This is a genomic window from Vagococcus sp. JNUCC 83, from assembly GCF_053667615.1.
The window spans coordinates 1,275,432-1,293,789 of the sequence record NZ_CM132204.1 but is presented as its reverse complement, the minus strand read 5'-3'; the positions used below and the strand labels follow the sequence as shown (position 1 = coordinate 1,293,789).

Below are 18,358 nucleotides of genomic sequence, written 5' to 3'. Positions count from 1 at the left end.
AGTGGTATTAGTGAGCTTTCAAACTGAGTTAGCAAAAGTAAAAGAAGGAACATTTGATTCTGTCTATGTATTACTAGGTACAGAACGTTACTTGATAAAAAAATTTAAACAACAGCTAGTAAAATCAGGGATGAATAAAGAAGAAGAGTCGTTTAACTTGATGACGTTTGATATGAAACAAGAGTTGTTGGACAATGTGATGATAGAAGCTCAGACCATTCCTTTTTTTGGTGAGAGAAAAATTATTTTTTTAGAAGAACCTTACTTTTTGACAGGTGAAAAAAAGAAAACAGATGTTGAGCATAATTTAAACACATTATTAGATTATTTAGATGAGCCGTCACCGTCCACTGTTTTGGTTTTTGTTGCACCGTATGAAAAGTTAGATGAGAGAAAGAAGATTGTTAAAAAGCTCAAAAAAGAAGCGACGTTGATTGATGTGTCAAATATGGATAATCATTTAGCTAGTCAATATGTTGCGGATACGATAAAAGCAGAAGGTTATGAAATTAGTAAAGAGGCTTTTGATGAATTGATCTATTTGACGAATGCTAATTTAAGCCAAATGATGAATGAATTGGATAAATTATTTTTAGCGTCCACTGGGTCAAAAAAAATATCGAAAGAGATGGTTTATCAGTTAATACCTAGAACATTGGAACATAATATTTTTGATTTATTAAAATATGTTTTATCCAATCAAAAAGAAAAAGCTCTTAGCTTATATCAAGAATTATTGTTACAAGGTGAAGAGCCTATCAAAATAAATGCTATATTAATTAGCCAATTTAGATTATTGGTTCAAGTTAAAATTATGGCAGAGAGACACTATCAGCAAAGCAACATGATTGACGTGCTGAAAATACATCCCTATCGTATAAAATTATCGCTTCAAGAAGCAAAAAAATTCGAGTTAAAAACATTAGGTAATATTTTTGATTATTTAGTGGAAAATGATTATAAAATGAAGTCGGGGTATATGGATGCCAATGTGTTATTTGAATTATTTTTAATGAAAGACTTTAAATAAAAGAAAAAACTTGATGACTAGAAATCAAAAGATTCAGTCAATCAAGTTTTTTTATTTAGCGATTTTTTTAGCTAAACGTGATTTTTCACGGTTTGCTTTATTTTTATGGATTAATCCTTTAGCACTAACCATATCAATTTCGCGTGTAGCAGCAACTAATAATTCTTGTTGGTTATCAGCGTTTTCTTCTACAGCTTTTTCAAATTTCTTCATAGCAGTACGCATTTTGCTTAATTTAGCAGAGTTAGACTCGTTAGAAATTTTGCTAGTACGCGCACGTTTGATAGCAGATTCGATATTTGGCATTTGTTTTCACCTCCGACATAGAGTTTACATTGATAAATCATATGTAATCAACATTCTCATTATACAGAAACCATAATCAGTTTGCAATAAATTAATTACAATGTTTCTTAATTTAAGTCTAAAATTGTGACACCAATGACATCCGGACCCGTATGAACGCCTAATACAGGACTAACATCATCAAAATAAACAACATCAGCATGTGGAAGTTTTTCTTCAATGATTTTTTTTACATTTTCAGCCTCATCAATACAGGTTCCATAAGCAATTCCTATACGATAATCGGTACTATCTCCTGCAAAATCAACTAATTGGTCAATCATTTTTTGTAAACTTTTTTTTCTGCCGCGAGCTTTTGTGACAGTATAATAGATTCCCTCGTTATTACAAGAAATAACAGGATTTAGGTTTAAAGCTGTCCCAATAATAGAGGTAACCAGCCCAATTCTTCCGCCTTTTTTTAAGTATTCTAGTGTTGGAAGACTAAAGAACACACGTCCTTTTTTAGGAAGAAGTTCGCCAATTTCAACCAAAGAGTCAAAACTATAATGTTTATCGATTAAATCTTTTAGATAAGCCGCTTGAATACCACCACCAATTCCAATGCTTTTAGTATCAATAATATGTGATTTAATATCTTGGTGGTCATTTAACAGTAATCTAAGAGCATTGTGAGTTCCACTAAGACCACTTGAAATGGTTACTGTTAAAATATGCGTGTAGCCTTCATTTTTTATTTGGTTAATAGTTTTTTCAATAATATCAAGTGAGGGAAGAGATGTAGTTGGAATTTCTTCATCTAGACGACTATATATTTCTGCTGCACTAATCTCGATGTTATCTAAATAGCTGCCATCTGAGTAATTGATACTAAGAGGAACGATGAAAACGCCCTCTAATTGAGCTGCTTCTGTAGGTATATCCATACCAGAGTCTACTAATAATGCAATTTTTTCAGTCATGTTGTGTGTCCATCTCCTTGTTATCTATTGTGTTTAATGTTGTCATTAATGCACATTCAGTAAAAAGTTTACTAACAATCGTAATGCATGCCCAACGAATGGGAGCGATATCTGTTTGAGGGTTATTAAATATAATTGTTTCACCCTGCGTCGAAAATGCATGAAGTGATTCATGTAAGTAGTCACAAAATAAATTGTAAGCTTCTTTTGAATTTGTATCCTCAATTTGTAGATCAATGCTTTGTTGTATTGAGGGGATGTCAAATACTTGTTTTAAAATCGTAATGACAATAATTCTAGCGATATGTTTTCTGTTATATTTCTTTTTATTAGGTTTGGGAATTAATTTTAACTTCACATAATTATTTACCATAGAAGGAGTCAGTGGTTTAAAAGGAACACCATTGGCCGATAAAGGATGTAAATAGCGGTCAACAATTGTGACAAGTTGATCCATATAAACATCAATGTCAGGTAGCTCATCCCACAAAGGTAATTTAAATGATGTTAAATTAATCGGTGGAGTATCATTCAATATTAAAAACTCCTTTATCTAGTTTTAAAAACTATATCATAAAGTTTATGAAATGACAATAAAAAAAGATTAGACCATAAGCCTAATCTTTTAATGAGCAATTTTTGTTTCTGATTGTGTTTGATATCTAGGAGTTGATGTTTTTTTTGAGATAGGTTTAAGCATTCTTAAACCATTTAGTATGACTAAAATGGTACTTCCTTCATGCCCTATAACGCCTAGTGGAAGGTTAATGACTTGTAAAAAGTTTGAGATAATTAATAGGACAATAACGGAGATAGAAAAGATAATATTTTCTGTAACGATTTTTTTAAGTTTAAGAGACAACTCATGACTCATCGCAAGTTTATTTAAATCGTTTTGCATCAATACAATATCAGCTACATCAATTGCAATATCAGTTCCTTGCCCCATAGCTACTCCAATCGTTGCATTAGCGAGGGCGGGTGCATCATTAATGCCATCACCAATCATGGCGTTTGTTCCGACTGTTTCTTTTTGCTCTTTAATAAAAATAGTTTTATCTTCAGGTAAACAGTCTGCAATGACATGATCGACACCAACTATTTTAGCCACAGCATTAGCTGTTTGATGGTGGTCACCAGTTAACATTGTTGTAGTAATACCTGCTTCATTAAAGTAACGAACACAATCGATTGCTTCAGGTTTTGGTACATCAAGTAAACCAAAAAATGCAACCACTTGGTTATTTTTAGAGAGATAAATAACTGTTTTTCCTTCTTTTTGTAGCTGTAGTGTTTTATATTTTGTTTCATGAGTTAAGTCTGTATTTGTTACAAAATCGCTGTTTCCAACTTTCCACAATGTCTCATTATGAGTTGCTTGCATGCCAGAGCCGGCAATTTCTTCAACTAACAACGCCTCATTTATAGTAATAGTTGATTCTTGATAAAAACGGACAATAGCATTCGCTAAAGGGTGTGTTGAATTTTTTTCAATAGTAACAAGGGCAGAGATAGCTTCATCATTTTTATCACCTATAAAGTATTCATTGGTAACTACAGGAATGCCTTTTGTTAGTGTCCCAGTTTTATCAAATGTGATAGCTTTTAGATCAGATAAGGATTCTAGAAAGACACCACCTTTAAACAGTACTCCATTTTTTGCCCCATTAGAGATAGCAGCAAGGGTAGCAGGGGTAGCTGAGGCGACTAATGCACAAGGAGACGCCACAACTAATAGCACCATACCGCGGTAGAAGCTCTCATTCCAACTCCATCCTAAAAAGACATAAGGTAGAAAAATCATTAATGGAACAATGACTAAAACAGCTTTAACATAAACATTTTCAAAACGATCTAAAAAACTCGCAGTTTTTGAGGGAGTATTTTGCGCTTCATCAACTAATTGAATAATTTTACTAAATAATGTATCTTTCGCTTCTTTAGTAACAACCATTGAAATGGCATTACCAACATTAATTGTTCCAGCAAACAATGCCTCATGATAAGTTTTTTCAACGGGAATTGATTCGCCCGTAATTGCTGCTTCGTCAATGGAGGAATGGTCACTAAGTAGTTCACCATCAATAGGTACACTGGCTCCTTTAGGGACTAACAGTTTGTCTCCTATTTTAAGGTCTTCGACAGGTACTTCTTTTGTGGAATTATCAGGCATTAGTAGGAAGGCATTTTCTGGTTGAATCGCCATTAAATTTTCAATTTCTTTTTTACTTTTACTTGTTGTGTACTCTTCTAAGGACCCGCTTAATGAAAAAATAAAGGTTAACATAATTCCTTCAAAATAAAATTGGATGGTACAGGCACCAATTGCAGCAAGAGCCATTAATAAATCGACACTAAGATGTTTATTCTCAATCGTATCTTCAATTCCTTCTTTGGTTTGTGAGTATCCACCTATAATCATCCCAATTATATAAATGATAGGAGAAAATGGCATGTTATTTTTATCAACAATAAATCCTAGTAACATTAGGACACCACAGATGATTGTAGCAAGCATTTGTTTGTTTTCTTTAATATAAGACATTTGTGTTACCTCCTTATGAATCAAGTGTAACACAAAAAAAACTAGATTAGAATAGTTATAATCTAGATGGGATTGATAGTCGTTATCAATGAGAATGATTCTAAAAAAGAAGCGACGAATCGCTTCTTTAAAAGTTTTATTATTATAAAGTAGTTAGCCAGTAAATGAGAATGATCGTTCCCAAAATGATTCTGTACCAACCGAAAACTTTGAAATCATGTTTCTTGATGTATCCCATTAAGAATTTAATAGCTAGGATGGAAACAATAAAAGAAACGATGGTTCCAAGTGATAATAAAATAATTTCTGGCGATCCAAATGTGTTGCCCTTTAGTAAGAATTTTAAAATCTTTACACCACTAGCACCAAACATGACTGGAATTCCTAGAAAAAAGGTGAATTCAGCTGCTACAAAACGTGAACAACCGATAATCATTGCTCCGATAATAGTTGCTCCTGAACGAGATGTTCCAGGGATTAAGCTCAGTACCTGGAATAAACCAATGATAAAGGCCGTTTTATAGGTTAGTTGATTTAAGGTAGTTGTAGTTGGTTTAATAGTTTTATTGCGATTTTCAACAATGATAAACAAGACACCATACAAGATTAACATGATAGCAACTGGAACAAATTTGTGGAAGTGCTCTTCAAGAAAATCATCAAATAAAATACCTAGTACACCAGCTGGAATACAAGCAACGACTACTTTAAACCATAAAGACCAAGTGTCACTTTTTTCGAGTTTAGTTTTATTTGAAGCAAATGGGTTTAGTTTATTGAAATATAAAACGACAACTGCCAAAATGGCGCCAAGTTGAATGACGACATTAAACATTTCTTTAAAATCGTTTGAAGCATCGAGCTTTATAAATTGGTCAACTAAAATAAGATGGCCAGTACTACTGATAGGTAACCATTCAGTAATTCCCTCGACGATTCCAAGGAAGATTACTTTTAGTATATTATAAAAATCCATTATTAATTCCCCTTTTTATTTTTATCATCATTAAGTATACCTTATCTTTTTTTAAAACCAAATGTTTTTTTGACAATAAAAAAGACCCAAGAGACAAAAAATTGTCTATGGGTATACAAATTATATTAGTTAAAAAAAGGATTTTCTCGTTTTTCACGGCCAATACTTGTAACAGGTCCATGGCCTGGATAGGCTTTTGTTTCGTCTGGTAAAGTAAATAATTCTTTTTGAATACCAGAAAGAAGTGTTTGTGAGTCACCAAAAGGTAGGTCAGTTCGACCGACACTTCCTCTAAATAAAGCATCACCACATACAACAAACTCATCAAAAATAAAGCTCACACTACCAGGAGAGTGACCAGGTGTTGGAACAACTTTGAAAGTCATGTCACCAATAGTATATGTATCGTAGTTTTTAAATTCGAACTCAGCTTCTCTAGCAGTCACATCTGCCATGTCGTCATGACGAGCTAATCCTGATAAGTTCAGTTGAGGATCAGTTAGCCAAGTTTGTTCGATTGGGCTGATATACACAGGAATATTGTATCTATCTCTAATATCATCAACAGCACCAATATGATCATAGTGTGCGTGAGTAATTAAAATAGCTTCAGGTTTAGCATCTAATTGATCAATTTCTTGTTCAATTTTTTTCGCTTCATCACCTGGATCGACAATAAGTAAAGATGTGTCGTTATAAATTAAATAGCAGTTTTCTTGGATAGCTCCTGTTGGAATTTGTTTGATTGTTAACACGTTTATTCCTCCTTTAACTTTATTTGTATTATAACGAAAAAAAAGATTTTACTAAAGTATAAAGAACTTTGTGGTAAAAGGTAAAATATTGTAAACTAGACAAGAAGAAAGAGGGCGATATGGTGGAGCGATTAAAGGAACGATTAGAAACATTGCAATTTATTCCGTTTATTTTGGTCAATGGGATGAATTTATTTCCTATTTTTATTTTAGTACACATTTTTTTACAAAATAATCGGCAGTTTGTGTTTTTATTACCGCTATTATTTTTTTATTGTTTTAAAACAACGATATTATTTTTGATTAGACTAAAAACATTACCTATGCAAAAATTACTATTTGTCTCAGTATCACTTGGAATTGTCGGGTGTTTATTTGGTTTATTAATAAATCAATCTATCATGTTTGGGTGGATTGCAGGAAGCCTCCTTGGAATGTGTTCTGGATTAATGTTTCCAAGTTATATGACTGTGATGTTTCATGAGCGAACATTAAATGATTTTAACAATAAAAGCAGTAGTCAGTTATATTCTTTAGTGTTTGCGGTAATATTTTCGTTCATATTATTTAAATTAATTAATGTATCAATAGTAGGAACATTTTTATTTTTAGGTCTTAACTTGCTCTTATTGTCGGGGATTTTTTTAACTTATCCAACTTATACATTAGATGAAACGATACCTTATCCTAATTATTCTACCATTGAGACAGTGGTTTTATTCTTTGTTGGTTTCTTTAGTGTATTTATTATTAAAGGTGATAAGAAATTAGGGGAAACCACTTTTTTACTGACATTGATGGTTGTAATAGGGATTTTATTAGTCATTTATTTTATCTACTACAAAAAAATCACGAGACAGCGACAATTTACTAAGTTGGAAAGTGGGCTGATGATTTATAAAGGGATGTTGACTAATTTTATTTTAGTGTTTTGTACGCTATATCAAATGATAAATCATGGGAAATCCTCATTAATGATTATTTATAGCCTATATTTAACGTCTATTATCCTTTCACCCATCTTATCGAAAAAAGTACACGATAAAGAAAAAGGTATTGTGTATGGTTTAATCCTTAGTTTTGTCTTACTTGCCACACACCAATTATTTTATGTTGGGGTATTTACATTAAGTGTTGTGGTATCGATGTTTAATGCACAGTTAAATCAGGCTGTATATCATTATCCAGTATTGCCACGTGACTTTAGATTAATAGCTAAGTATCGCTTAGGAAATATCGGGAGCATTTTACATCAATTACTCATGATGAGCGTGTTATTGGTTGTTAGTAAATTGTCACATCATGTGTCTTTGGACAGTATTTTACATAGTTATACCTATAAACAAACAGATTTTAATGCTATCTATGTCATGGATATTAGTAAATATTGGTTATTGTTCTTCTTTCTTACAGCACTCGTTTTACTAAGAAGAGGGCAAAAAAAAGAAGCTATCTTTGTTAAATAAAAGATTAGCTTCTCTTTTTTATATGTTTTGAAAACCACCTGCTATGCGGGTGGTTCTAAAGAGCTTTCAGCGTGGTATTAAAAAAGCCTCCTAAAATGATAAGATAAATTTGGTTTCCCGACCACAAAATATCAATCATATAGGAGGCTCCTTATGAAAAAGGACAATCAAAGTTTATCACACACAACATGGAAATGTAAGTATCATATAGTTTTTGCACCTAAATACAGACGACAAATTATTTATGGAAAATACAAACAAAGTATCGGAGAAATACTAAGGTTATTATGTGAGCGAAAAGGTGTTGAAATAATTGAAGCTAGCGCATGTAAAGATCATGTTCATATGTTAGTAAGTATTCCACCAAAATTAAGTGTTTCAGGATTCATAGGTTACTTAAAAGGAAAAAGCAGTCTTATGATCTTTGACAGACATGCTAATTTGAAATATAGATATGGTAACAGAAAATTTTGGTGTCGGGGTTACTATGTTGATACAGTAGGACGAAATAAGAAACAAATTGAGGAATACATAAGAAATCAAATTCGAGAAGATTATGTAGCAGATCAACTAACATTATTTGAAGAATATGATCCGTTTACAGGAGAGAAAAATAAAAAGAAATAATAGATCCTTTTAGGATCAGCGAGTGAATGTGGTGCATGAGGGAAACCGTTTCAGTGAGCCTTTCAGGCTCAAGCCGGTAATAGAGGCTTTCAGCCGAAGAACAAACCTCCAGTTCTCACTGGAGGTTTTGATTTATGACTTGATAGTTTTCCCAAAGAAGGACTCCTCCAGAGAGAAAATAATAACAAATAGCAAACATTAATGGATTAATAAGTGGGATAAATGACTGGAATATTAACACAATCCCACATAGAATCGAGATACCTTGGATGATTCTAAAGGTAATAAGTGTTCGTGGGTTATTAATGAATTCTAATTCACTTAGAATGATTTGAGGAATATCATCCCAAATAAACCAAAAACCGCCAACCACGCACAATATATTATTGGTTGCTGAAAAATTAAAAATAATAAATAATCCAATCAGAACACTAACGATACCTGATATGAGATAGATAATATGCCATTTTTCTTTTGGTTCTAGTCGAACGTTCGTTGAATAGTAATTAAAATTCAAAAAACCTTTTAATATGGCAATAAGCCCAATAATAATACTGAATTGTTTGATTTGTGAGTCTAGATGAAACACCATAATAAAACCGAAAATCATCATTAAACTGCCCATTAAAAATGAATGCCATTCAATTTTTTTTGCAAATGTTAATACTTTAAGACCGAGTTGCTTCATTTATTGACACTCCTTTAATCTAATCGAACTTTTCTATTCTACCACGAAATAAAGTGGCTGAGTAGATAAAAAAGATTAAAGAGTGTGCGTGAGGTCATTGTATTGAGTGACAGAAAAATCAGAGCCGTTTGTTGATTCGATGATAGATATACTGGTATTACCAAGTAGTTCACCTTTACGAATATCACTGATAGGAATCCCTTGAAAATGTTTCAAAATGGTTTGCAAAGTGAGTCCGTGAGAGACAACTAAAATAGTGTCATTAGGGTATTCTTTTGCATAATTTTCAAAGACTGTTTTTGTTCTATTCAGTAATGTCTGAAAGTTTTCTCCACCAAATTCAGTTGGGTCATAAAGATGTGGACGATGTTTTAGATGTTCAAATTGTGTTTGCCCATCGTAATTTTTTTCAAGTGTGCCATCCCATGAACCAAATTCCATTTCACGTATGTCAGTCACTGTTTCAATGATTGGAGTAGAGGGATGTTCTGAAAGAAAAGCATTTGCTGTGTCTTGTGCTCGCTTTTGTGGTGAAATAATCACGCGGTCAAAGGATACATCATGTAAGTAATTGCCTGCCTTTTTGGCTGTTTCGACTCCTTCATCTAATAGTGGAGAGTCAGATAAACCTCCTTGAAATACGCCTGCTTGATTAAACTCTGTTTTCCCATGTCTCATACAGTAAAAAGTTGTCATGTAGCAAAAATCCTCCCTTATAATAGTAAGTTAAGTATACCGTAAAATAGAAGTGTAGTAAAAAAGAATTAGATTGAAAGAAAAAATAGGCAAAAAAGTTTGATTTTCTCATATAGCTGTTATATACTAACAAAGGTGCTGCAGTAAAGTAGTATCAAATCCACATTTTCGGCTGATTTTTTGTGAGGTGCTTAAACATTTTAAGTCCACAAAAAAAGTGATGCTGTTAAGAGGAAAATAAAAACCACATTGGAGGAAACACAAATGGCAGTAATAAGCATGAAGCAGTTATTAGAGGCTGGTGTACACTTTGGGCACCAAACTCGTCGCTGGAACCCAAAAATGAAGAAATATATCTTCACAGAAAGAAATGGTATTTATATCATTGACTTACAAAAAACAGTTCGCTTAGTAGATGATGCATATAACTATATGAGAAACATCGCAGAAGAAGGCGGAATTGCTTTATTTGTAGGAACAAAAAAACAAGCTCAAGAAGCAATCAAAGACGAAGCAATTCGTTCAGGTCAATACTATGTTAACCATCGTTGGTTAGGTGGAACATTAACTAACTGGGATACAATCCAAAAACGTATTGCACGTTTGAAACAAATCACAACTATGGAAGAAGACGGTGTATTTGAAGTCTTACCTAAAAAAGAAGTTGCTGGTTTAATGAAAGAACGTGAAAGATTAGAAAAATTCTTAGGCGGTATCGCTGATATGCCAAGAATTCCTGATGTTATGTTTATCGTTGACCCACGTAAAGAACGTATTGCCGTTCAAGAAGCTCATAAATTAAATATTCCTATCGTTGCTATGGTTGATACTAACTGTGATCCAGATGAGATCGATGTAGTTATCCCATCAAACGATGACGCAATTCGTGCGGTTAAATTAATTTCTGGTAAAATGGCTGATGCATTCATCGAAGGTCGTCAAGGCGAAGATGAAATCGTAGAAGAAGTATTTACAGAAGAAGTTGTTTCTGAAGAAGCTCCTTCAATCGAAGAAATCGTTGAAGTTGTTGAAGGAAGTAACGCTGAATAATAAATAAATTAAAGCTGTCTAGGGCTGCTGGCAAAGGTGAACAAAGTAGCCAATGGTTTTGTCAATTGTCTTAGATAGCTTTTTCATTTAAAACAAATACAAACACTTGGGAGGAAACAATAAATGAGTAAAATTAGTGCTTCTATGGTAAAAGAATTACGCGAACGTACAGGTGTTGGCATGATGGATGCTAAACGTGCGTTGGTTGAAGTTGAAGGTAAAATGGAAGAAGCTATCGACTTATTAAGAGAAAAAGGAATGGCTAAAGCTGGTAAGAAAAATGATCGTATCGCTGCTGAAGGTTTAGCAAATGTATACGTTGCTGGCAATACAGCTGCTATTGTTGAAGTTAACTCTGAAACAGACTTCGTTGCTAAAAACGAAAAATTCCAAGATTTAGTTAAAAATATTGCTAAATTAGTTGCTGAAAACAAACCAGCTACTATGGAAGAAGCGTTAAAAATTAAAACATCAACTGGAACAATTGAATCTGATGTAATTGAAGCAACTCAAGTTATCGGTGAAAAAATCAGTTTCCGTCGTTTTGAAATCTTAGAAAAAGATGATAATGCTGCTTTTGGTGGATACTTACACATGGGTGGACGCATCGCTGTATTAACAGTTATTGAAGGAACAACTGATGACGTTGTAGCAAAAGACGTAGCTATGCACGTTGCAGCTATTAACCCTCGTTATGTGTCTAAAGACCAAGTATCCCAAGAAGAATTAGAGCATGAGAAAAAAGTATTAACAGAACAAGCATTAAACGAAGGTAAACCAGAAAAAATCGTTGAAAAAATGGTTATTGGCCGTATGAACAAGTTCTTAGCAGAAATTTGTTTAGTAGACCAACCATTTGTTAAAGATCCAGATATGACTGTTGAAAAATTTGTTGCATCTAAAGGTGGAACAGTTAAAGGATTCGTACGTTTTGAAGTTGGAGAAGGTATGGAAAAACGTGAAGAAAACTTTGCTGATGAAGTTGCAAGTCAAATGGGCAAATAGTTAGTCATCGGGAACGCATTTATTGTTGTTATGATATATGCGCTCCTTTTTTTTGAAAAAATTACTATAATTTTTATAGTTGGACTTAAGGATAAATCGGAGGCAAAAAAAATGGTGGAACCTAAATATCGTAGAGTGTTACTAAAAGTCAGTGGAGAAGCATTGGCTGGAGAAAAAGGTTTTGGTATTAACCCAGCTGTTGTAAATGGTTTGGTTAAGGAAATCAAAGAAATTCATAATCTTGGAGTCGAAGTAGCTATCGTTGTTGGTGGTGGAAACATTTGGCGTGGAAATATTGGTGCTGAAATGGGAATGGAACGTTCTCAAGCAGATTACATGGGAATGCTTGCAACTGTGATGAATGGTTTAGCGCTTCAAGATACGCTTGAAAATTTAGGTGTACCAACTCGTGTTCAAACATCTATCGAAATGAGACAAATAGCTGAGCCTTATATTAGACGTCGTGCTATTCGTCATTTAGAAAAACGTCGTGTGGTAATTTTTGCTGGTGGAACAGGAAATCCTTATTTCACAACAGACACTACTGCAGCACTAAGAGCTGTTGAGATTGGCGCAGACGTTATATTAATGGCTAAAAATAACGTGGATGGTGTATATTCTGCCGATCCTAAGTTGGATATAAATGCGACAAAATTTGAAGAATTAACACATATGGAAGTTATCTCAAAAGGACTATCTGTGATGGATTCGACAGCAAGTAGTTTAAGTATGGATAATGATATTCCTTTAGTAGTCTTCAACATGAATGAACCAGGAAATATAAAACGCGTTTGTTTAGGTGAACAAATCGGAACAACAGTAAGGGGGAAATAAATGATGAGTCAAGTGATTTTAAATGATGCAAAAGAAAAAATGAAAAAATCTGAGGAGAGCTTGCAACGTGAGCTAGGTCAAATCAGAGCAGGACGTGCAAATGCAAGTCTTTTAGACCGTATTACAGTAGATTATTATGGTGCACCAACGCCATTAAACCAATTATCATCTATTACTATTCCAGAAGCACGTGTATTAATGATTACACCATTTGATAAATCTGCTATGGAAAACATTGAAAAAGCACTTTTAGCAAGTGATATTGGTATCTCACCAACCAATGATGGGACAGTGATTCGCTTAGTGATTCCTCAATTAACAGAGGAACGTCGTAAAGACATCGCAAAAGAAGTAAATAAACAAGGCGAGAATGCTAAAATTGCTATTCGTAATATTCGTCGTGATGCAATTGATGAATTAAAAAAATTAGAAAAAAACAAAGAAATATCTGAAGATGAATTGCGTGGATTAGAAAAAGATGTTCAAGCATTGACAGACGCTAGTGCTAAAAACATCGAAGCCATTGTTAGTGATAAAGAAAAAGAAATTTTAGATGTTTAATAACAAAAATTAAGTCACGATGAAGTTCGTGGCTTGTTTTTTTATATTTTCTTTTAAAAAAAGGAGGATTCTCTTTTTTTTTATAGGTTTTTCCAGTCCCATTTGCTACAATAAGATGAGTGCATGTTTAAATGCTCAAGTCTTTTGAGGGGGCTTTTTTAATGTTTAATTTATTTACTAAGCAAACAAAGGAAAAAAATGGAGAAGAAAAAAACACAACCTTTTCCGCAGAGGGAGAGATACCTAAGCATATAGCAATCATAATGGATGGTAATGGACGTTGGGCGCAGCAAAGAAGATTGCCACGTATTGCTGGCCATAAAGAAGGTATGAATAATGTAAAAAAAATTACGACATACGCAAGTAGATTAGGGGTTAAAGTATTAACGTTATATGCTTTTTCAACTGAAAACTGGAAACGACCGTCAGGTGAAGTAGACTTTTTGATGAAATTACCAGTGGACTTTTTTGATGTCTTTGTACCAGAATTGGTTAAAGAAAACGTCAAAGTCAATGTGATGGGGTACAAAGAGTACTTGCCAAAACACACGCAAAAAGCGGTAGAAAATGCGATTGAAGAAACAAAGCATAATACAGGAATGATACTTAATTTTGCGTTAAACTATGGGAGTCGAGCAGAAATTTTAACAGCTGTTAATGAGTTGTTAAATGAAGTAAAACAAGGAAATAATATCGATGAAGTCGATGAGGATATGTTTTCCAGTTATTTGATGACCGCAAGTTTAGGAAAAAACTTACAAGACCCAGATTTATTAATACGAACTAGTGGAGAGGAACGTATAAGTAACTTTTTACTATGGCAAATCGCATATAGTGAACTATTTTTCACTGATAGTTTTTGGCCTGACTTTAGTTTAGAAAACTTAGAAGAAGCGATTGGTTCATATCAAACACGTCAGCGTCGTTTTGGGGGATTGAAAACAGAAGGAGATGCAACGAAATGAGACAAAGAGTAATTACAGCGGTAGTGGCGTTAATTTTATTTATACCGCTTATCGTCATTGGAAAAATGCCGCTGCAAATAGTAATGGCAATGTTAGGTGGAATCGCAGTTTTTGAGCTGTTTAGAATGAAAGGATTAGAAATAAAGTCAACAGAAGGCATACTAGCAATTGTGGGAACTGTATTGTTGATTTTACCTCGATCGACTTGGTATGATTTTTTACCAAGAACAGTCAATGGAAACACATTATTTTATTTGATTGTGATGGCATTATTGATATTACCGGTTTTCTCAAAAAACGAGTTTACATTTGATAATATTGGGTTTCCAGTATTGGTTAGTTTATATGTTGGAACAGGGTTTCAAAATTTTATTTCTGCCAGAGAAACAGGATTACACGTTCTGATGTATGCACTGTTGATTGTCTGGTCAACAGATATTGGTGCCTATATGGTGGGGAGAAAATATGGTCAAAGAAAATTAGCACCTGATATTTCTCCTAATAAAACAATCGAAGGCTCTCTTGGAGGCATTGCTTCTGCTATGGTGGTATCATTAGTTTATACTCTTATTTGGCCATTAACTTATGGAACGATAGTGATGTTATTATTAACTATTTTATTTTCTATTGTTGGTCAATTAGGTGATCTTGTTGAATCGTCATATAAACGTTATTACGGTGTAAAAGATTCAGGAGACATCTTACCAGGACATGGAGGAATTTTAGATAGATTTGATAGTCTATTATTTGTTTTTCCTTTTATGCATATAGTAGGATTATTTTAAATACATTAACTGATTAGTAGAAAGGATGTTCTGATGAAAACATTTTTAACATTTATTTTTGTTTTTGGTTTAATCGTGTTAGTTCATGAGTTTGGGCATTTTATTTTTGCAAAACGCGGAGGCATATTAGTCCGAGAGTTTTCTATTGGAATGGGCCCAAAATTATTTTATCATCGCCATAATGGCACAACGTACACTATACGCTTATTGCCTATTGGAGGATATGTCCGCATGGCTGGCGAGGGTGAAGATGAGGGAGAATTGTCACCAGGGATGCATCTATCTCTAGTGTTGGATGAAAATGGTGTGGTAACAAAAATCAATCCAACGCAAAAAGTTCAATTACCAAATAGCGTGCCTGTTGAATTAATTGCCTATGACTTGGAAGATGAGTTATTTATAAAAGGTTATGAGAATGGGGACGAATCTGAAGAAAAAGTGTTCCCAGTGTCTCATGATGCAACTATTATTGAAGAAGATGGCATTGAAACACAAATTGCCCCACGTGATGTGCAATTTCAATCAGCGTCATTAGGTCGTCGTGTGATGACAAACTTTGCTGGACCGATGAATAACTTTATTTTAGCTGCTGTCTTATTTATTCTTGTAGCCTTTATGCAAGGTGGTAAATACACAGAAGACCCTTCTAATGCTATTGGAGGAGTCGTGAAAGATAGTGTCGCAGATAAGGCTGGGATAAAACCAGGAGATAGAATTGTACAAGTTAACAGTAAAGAAACACCAAACTTTACAGACATACAAAGTGAAATTTCATCAAACTTAAATAAAAACGTGTCTTTAGTATTAGAAAATGATACAGGTGAAAAACGTACGATTGATGTCGTACCAGAAAAAAATGAACAAAATCCTAAAGCAGGAATGATTGGGATTCAGATGAGCAGCAAGTTTACGCCATTGTCATTTATTGGTAAAATAAAATACGGTATCACACAAATGGCAGCAAATTCATTGACTATTTTTAAAGCCTTGGGTGATTTGATCACTGGATTTAGTATTAATAAACTAGGTGGGCCAGTCATGATTTTTAAATTGTCTGAGTCTGTATCCAATAGTGGAATGATCGCTATTTTATCATTTACAGCGATGTTATCAGTCAACTTAGGTATCATGAATCTCATTCCTTTGCCAGGATTAGATGGTGGAAAATTAATGCTTAATTTATATGAAGGTGTTCGAGGCAAACCATTGAGTCAAGAAAAAGAAGTGATGATTACAATGGCAGGGGTTGTTATTTTAGTCGTATTAATGGTTGCTGTAACATGGAATGACATCCAACGATTCTTTATTCAATAATATATTTTAGAGGAGTTTATCAGAATGAAACAATCAAAATTTTTTATGCCAACTTTACGAGAAGTACCAAGTGAAGCTGAAGCAATGAGTCATAAAGTATTACTTCGCGGAGGATATATCAGACAAGTATCAAGTGGCTACTATATTTATTTACCCCTTGCATATAAAGTAATACAAAAAATTGAAAAAATTATGCGCGAAGAATTTGCAAAAATCAATGCCAATGAAATGTTATTACCAGCTGTTATACCAGCTGATTTATGGCGTGAAAGTGGCCGTTATGAAACATATGGCGATGCTTTAATGACATTCACAGCTGATGGCGACAAAGAATATCTTTTAGGACCAACACATGAAGAAACATTTACAGACTTGATTCGTAAAGATGTGAATTCATATAAAAAATTACCATTATATCTATATCAAATCCAATCTAAATACCGTGGTGAAAAACGTCCTCGCTTTGGGTTATTACGTGGTCGTGAGTTTATCATGAAAGATGCCTATTCTTTCCATGCATCAACAGAAAGTTTAGATGAAGGATTTAATGATTTTGAAGAAGCTTATAAAAAAATATTTGACCGTTGTGGGTTAAACTATCGTATTATTATTGGTGACGGTGGCGCGATGGGAAGTAACGACTCTAAAGAGTTTATGGCAATTGCTGAGATTGGTGAAGACACGATTGTTTACTCTAACGAAAGTGACTATGCAGCTAACTTAGAGATGGCAACAAGTTATTATGCCTCTAAAAAATCACATGAGACACCACTTGAATTAGAAAAAATCGAAACGCCAGGCGTAGGAACAATTAGTGAATTATCTGAATTTTTATCTGTGCCAGAAGAAAAAACAGTGAAGTCATTATTATATATGGCTGATGGTAAACCAGTGATGATTTTATTACGTGGGGACCATGAGTTAAATGATGTGAAGTTAAAAAATTATTTAGATGCGATTAATTTAGAGCCAGCAACTGATGAGGATGTTAAAGAAGTATTGGGTGCTGAGTTTGGTTCACTAGGTCCGGTTGGTTTGCCAGATACGGTTAAATTGCTAGCTGATTTATATGTTCAAGATTTATCTAATACAGCAGTGGGCGCAAACGAAACAGGCTATCATATTATTAATGTGAATCCAGGTCGTGATTTTGAACCAGTTGAATACGTTGATTTAAGATTAGTTAAAGAAGGAGAAATTTCTCCTGATGGTCTTGGAAAATTACAATTTACTCGTGGTATTGAATTAGGTCATATCTTTAAACTTGGCACGTTTTATTCTGAAAAAATGAAAGCTGAAGTCTTAGATGAAAATGGAAAAGCTATTCCTGTTCAAATGGGATGTTATGGTATTGGTGTGAGTCGTTTGTTATCTGCTATTACTGAGCAAATGTCTGATGGGGATGGCATTAATTGGCCAGCAGAGATTGCACCATTTGATGTTCATATTATTCCAATCAATCCAAAAGACGAGCATCAATGGCAATTGGCTTTAGACATTGAAAAAGAATTAGAAGCCTATGGGCTAGATGTGTTGTTAGACGATAGAAAAGAACGTCCAGGTGTGAAATTTAAAGATGCTGATTTAGTGGGTGCACCATTTAGAATCACTGTAGGTAAAAAAGCAGAAGAAGAAATCATCGAAGTGAAAATTAAGAAAACACAAGATGAATTAGAAATTCGACGTGATGAATTATATGCCACACTAAATATTTTGAATAAGTAACAAAGCCTTTAAGGTTCTTAGTCTTTATTTACTAAGGACCTTTTTCATGTATAATGTAAAAAGGAAAG

18 protein-coding genes and 1 pseudogene are annotated in these 18,358 nt (G+C 33.7%); 11 read left to right on the top strand and 8 right to left on the bottom strand.

Annotated features, from left to right (window positions below; all coding sequences use genetic code 11):
* The first annotated feature begins 10 nt into the window (after positions 1-10).
* Positions 11-1,030: a DNA polymerase III subunit delta gene (holA, locus tag JNUCC83_RS06245; RefSeq protein WP_454459197.1), complete on the top strand. Its 1,020-nt coding sequence runs from the start codon at positions 11-13 to the stop codon at positions 1,028-1,030.
* Positions 1,031-1,081: 51 nt separating this feature from the next.
* On the opposite strand, the gene rpsT is transcribed toward holA, so the two are convergent.
* From rpsT to JNUCC83_RS06215, 6 genes are all read right to left on the bottom strand, one after another.
* Entirely contained in the window at positions 1,082-1,336 is a 255-nt protein-coding gene (gene rpsT, locus JNUCC83_RS06240; protein WP_454459196.1) for a 30S ribosomal protein S20, read from the bottom strand.
* 107 nt (positions 1,337-1,443) lie between these two features.
* The gene (locus JNUCC83_RS06235; protein WP_454459195.1) at positions 1,444-2,298 is read right to left on the bottom strand and encodes a DegV family protein; all 855 of its coding nucleotides are present in this window, start codon (positions 2,296-2,298) and stop codon (positions 1,444-1,446) included.
* The gene (locus tag JNUCC83_RS06230) at positions 2,291-2,833 is read right to left on the bottom strand and encodes a DUF1836 domain-containing protein (RefSeq protein ID WP_454459194.1); all 543 of its coding nucleotides are present in this window, start codon (positions 2,831-2,833) and stop codon (positions 2,291-2,293) included. The genes JNUCC83_RS06235 and JNUCC83_RS06230 overlap by 8 nt, the downstream gene beginning before the upstream one ends.
* Before the next feature lie 90 nt (positions 2,834-2,923).
* A complete protein-coding gene (locus JNUCC83_RS06225; RefSeq protein WP_454459193.1) occupies positions 2,924-4,843 on the bottom strand; it encodes a heavy metal translocating P-type ATPase in 1,920 nt (639 codons plus the stop codon).
* A 142-nt stretch (positions 4,844-4,985) separates the two neighbouring features.
* Positions 4,986-5,819 carry an undecaprenyl-diphosphate phosphatase gene (locus tag JNUCC83_RS06220; protein ID WP_454459192.1) on the bottom strand — a complete coding sequence of 278 codons (834 nt, stop codon included), beginning with the start codon at positions 5,817-5,819 and terminating at the stop codon, positions 4,986-4,988.
* 125 nt (positions 5,820-5,944) lie between these two features.
* Positions 5,945-6,574 carry an MBL fold metallo-hydrolase gene (locus tag JNUCC83_RS06215; RefSeq protein WP_454459191.1) on the bottom strand — a complete coding sequence of 210 codons (630 nt, stop codon included), beginning with the start codon at positions 6,572-6,574 and terminating at the stop codon, positions 5,945-5,947.
* A 119-nt stretch (positions 6,575-6,693) separates the two neighbouring features.
* On the opposite strand from JNUCC83_RS06215, the gene JNUCC83_RS06210 reads away from it, so the two are divergent.
* Both JNUCC83_RS06210 and tnpA read left to right on the top strand, forming a co-directional pair.
* Positions 6,694-8,040, top strand: a complete 1,347-nt coding sequence (locus JNUCC83_RS06210; RefSeq protein ID WP_454459190.1) for a hypothetical protein — start codon at positions 6,694-6,696, stop codon at positions 8,038-8,040.
* A 153-nt stretch (positions 8,041-8,193) separates the two neighbouring features.
* On the top strand, positions 8,194-8,667 hold the full coding sequence (gene tnpA, locus JNUCC83_RS06205; RefSeq protein ID WP_454459189.1) for an IS200/IS605 family transposase: 474 nt from the start codon (positions 8,194-8,196) through the stop codon (positions 8,665-8,667).
* Between the two features lie 115 nt (positions 8,668-8,782).
* Here the strand turns inward: tnpA and JNUCC83_RS06200 are convergent, their stop codons facing one another.
* Positions 8,783-9,355 (bottom strand): DUF308 domain-containing protein, encoded by a 573-nt coding sequence (locus JNUCC83_RS06200; protein ID WP_454459188.1) that lies wholly within the window; start codon positions 9,353-9,355, stop codon positions 8,783-8,785.
* 75 nt (positions 9,356-9,430) lie between these two features.
* Positions 9,431-10,051, bottom strand: coding sequence for a histidine phosphatase family protein (locus JNUCC83_RS06195; protein WP_454459187.1), 621 nt, complete (start codon positions 10,049-10,051; stop codon positions 9,431-9,433).
* A gap of 264 nt (positions 10,052-10,315) precedes the next feature.
* On the opposite strand from JNUCC83_RS06195, the gene rpsB reads away from it, so the two are divergent.
* The 8 genes and pseudogenes from rpsB to JNUCC83_RS06155 all read left to right on the top strand — a co-directional run bounded on the left by rpsB (position 10,316) and on the right by JNUCC83_RS06155 (position 18,290).
* Entirely contained in the window at positions 10,316-11,101 is a 786-nt protein-coding gene (gene rpsB / locus JNUCC83_RS06190) for a 30S ribosomal protein S2 (protein ID WP_079345218.1), read from the top strand.
* A gap of 123 nt (positions 11,102-11,224) precedes the next feature.
* Entirely contained in the window at positions 11,225-12,106 is an 882-nt protein-coding gene (gene tsf / locus JNUCC83_RS06185; protein ID WP_454459186.1) for a translation elongation factor Ts, read from the top strand.
* 111 nt (positions 12,107-12,217) lie between these two features.
* Positions 12,218-12,940, top strand: coding sequence for a UMP kinase (gene pyrH, locus JNUCC83_RS06180; protein ID WP_454459185.1), 723 nt, complete (start codon positions 12,218-12,220; stop codon positions 12,938-12,940).
* A 3-nt stretch (positions 12,941-12,943) separates the two neighbouring features.
* Entirely contained in the window at positions 12,944-13,501 is a 558-nt protein-coding gene (frr, locus tag JNUCC83_RS06175; RefSeq protein WP_454459184.1) for a ribosome recycling factor, read from the top strand.
* Between the two features lie 230 nt (positions 13,502-13,731).
* Positions 13,732-14,466, top strand: a pseudogene (gene uppS / locus JNUCC83_RS06170) (undecaprenyl pyrophosphate synthase); the annotation flags it as partial.
* Positions 14,463-15,251, top strand: a complete 789-nt coding sequence (locus JNUCC83_RS06165) for a phosphatidate cytidylyltransferase (protein ID WP_454459183.1) — start codon at positions 14,463-14,465, stop codon at positions 15,249-15,251. The pseudogene uppS and the gene JNUCC83_RS06165, both read left to right, overlap by 4 nt.
* A gap of 33 nt (positions 15,252-15,284) precedes the next feature.
* Positions 15,285-16,565 (top strand): RIP metalloprotease RseP, encoded by a 1,281-nt coding sequence (gene rseP, locus JNUCC83_RS06160; protein ID WP_454459182.1) that lies wholly within the window; start codon positions 15,285-15,287, stop codon positions 16,563-16,565.
* A gap of 24 nt (positions 16,566-16,589) precedes the next feature.
* Positions 16,590-18,290: a proline--tRNA ligase gene (locus JNUCC83_RS06155; RefSeq protein WP_454459181.1), complete on the top strand. Its 1,701-nt coding sequence runs from the start codon at positions 16,590-16,592 to the stop codon at positions 18,288-18,290.
* Positions 18,291-18,358: the final 68 nt, after the last annotated feature.

Excerpts from the sequence above, each read along its gene's own strand:
- rpsT (WP_454459196.1), bottom strand. The coding sequence starts at position 1,336 with ATGCCAAATATCGAATCTGCTATCAAACGTGCGCGTACTAGCAAAATT.
- JNUCC83_RS06235 (WP_454459195.1), bottom strand. The coding sequence starts at position 2,298 with ATGACTGAAAAAATTGCATTATTAGTAGACTCTGGTATGGATATACCT.
- JNUCC83_RS06225 (WP_454459193.1), bottom strand. The coding sequence starts at position 4,843 with ATGTCTTATATTAAAGAAAACAAACAAATGCTTGCTACAATCATCTGT.
- JNUCC83_RS06220 (WP_454459192.1), bottom strand. The coding sequence starts at position 5,819 with ATGGATTTTTATAATATACTAAAAGTAATCTTCCTTGGAATCGTCGAG.
- JNUCC83_RS06210 (WP_454459190.1), top strand. The coding sequence starts at position 6,694 with ATGGTGGAGCGATTAAAGGAACGATTAGAAACATTGCAATTTATTCCG.
- tnpA (WP_454459189.1), top strand. The coding sequence starts at position 8,194 with ATGAAAAAGGACAATCAAAGTTTATCACACACAACATGGAAATGTAAG.
- JNUCC83_RS06200 (WP_454459188.1), bottom strand. The coding sequence starts at position 9,355 with ATGAAGCAACTCGGTCTTAAAGTATTAACATTTGCAAAAAAAATTGAA.
- JNUCC83_RS06195 (WP_454459187.1), bottom strand. The coding sequence starts at position 10,051 with ATGACAACTTTTTACTGTATGAGACATGGGAAAACAGAGTTTAATCAA.
- rpsB (WP_079345218.1), top strand. The coding sequence starts at position 10,316 with ATGGCAGTAATAAGCATGAAGCAGTTATTAGAGGCTGGTGTACACTTT.
- tsf (WP_454459186.1), top strand. The coding sequence starts at position 11,225 with ATGAGTAAAATTAGTGCTTCTATGGTAAAAGAATTACGCGAACGTACA.
- pyrH (WP_454459185.1), top strand. The coding sequence starts at position 12,218 with ATGGTGGAACCTAAATATCGTAGAGTGTTACTAAAAGTCAGTGGAGAA.
- frr (WP_454459184.1), top strand. The coding sequence starts at position 12,944 with ATGAGTCAAGTGATTTTAAATGATGCAAAAGAAAAAATGAAAAAATCT.
- JNUCC83_RS06165 (WP_454459183.1), top strand. The coding sequence starts at position 14,463 with ATGAGACAAAGAGTAATTACAGCGGTAGTGGCGTTAATTTTATTTATA.
- rseP (WP_454459182.1), top strand. The coding sequence starts at position 15,285 with ATGAAAACATTTTTAACATTTATTTTTGTTTTTGGTTTAATCGTGTTA.
- JNUCC83_RS06155 (WP_454459181.1), top strand. The coding sequence starts at position 16,590 with ATGAAACAATCAAAATTTTTTATGCCAACTTTACGAGAAGTACCAAGT.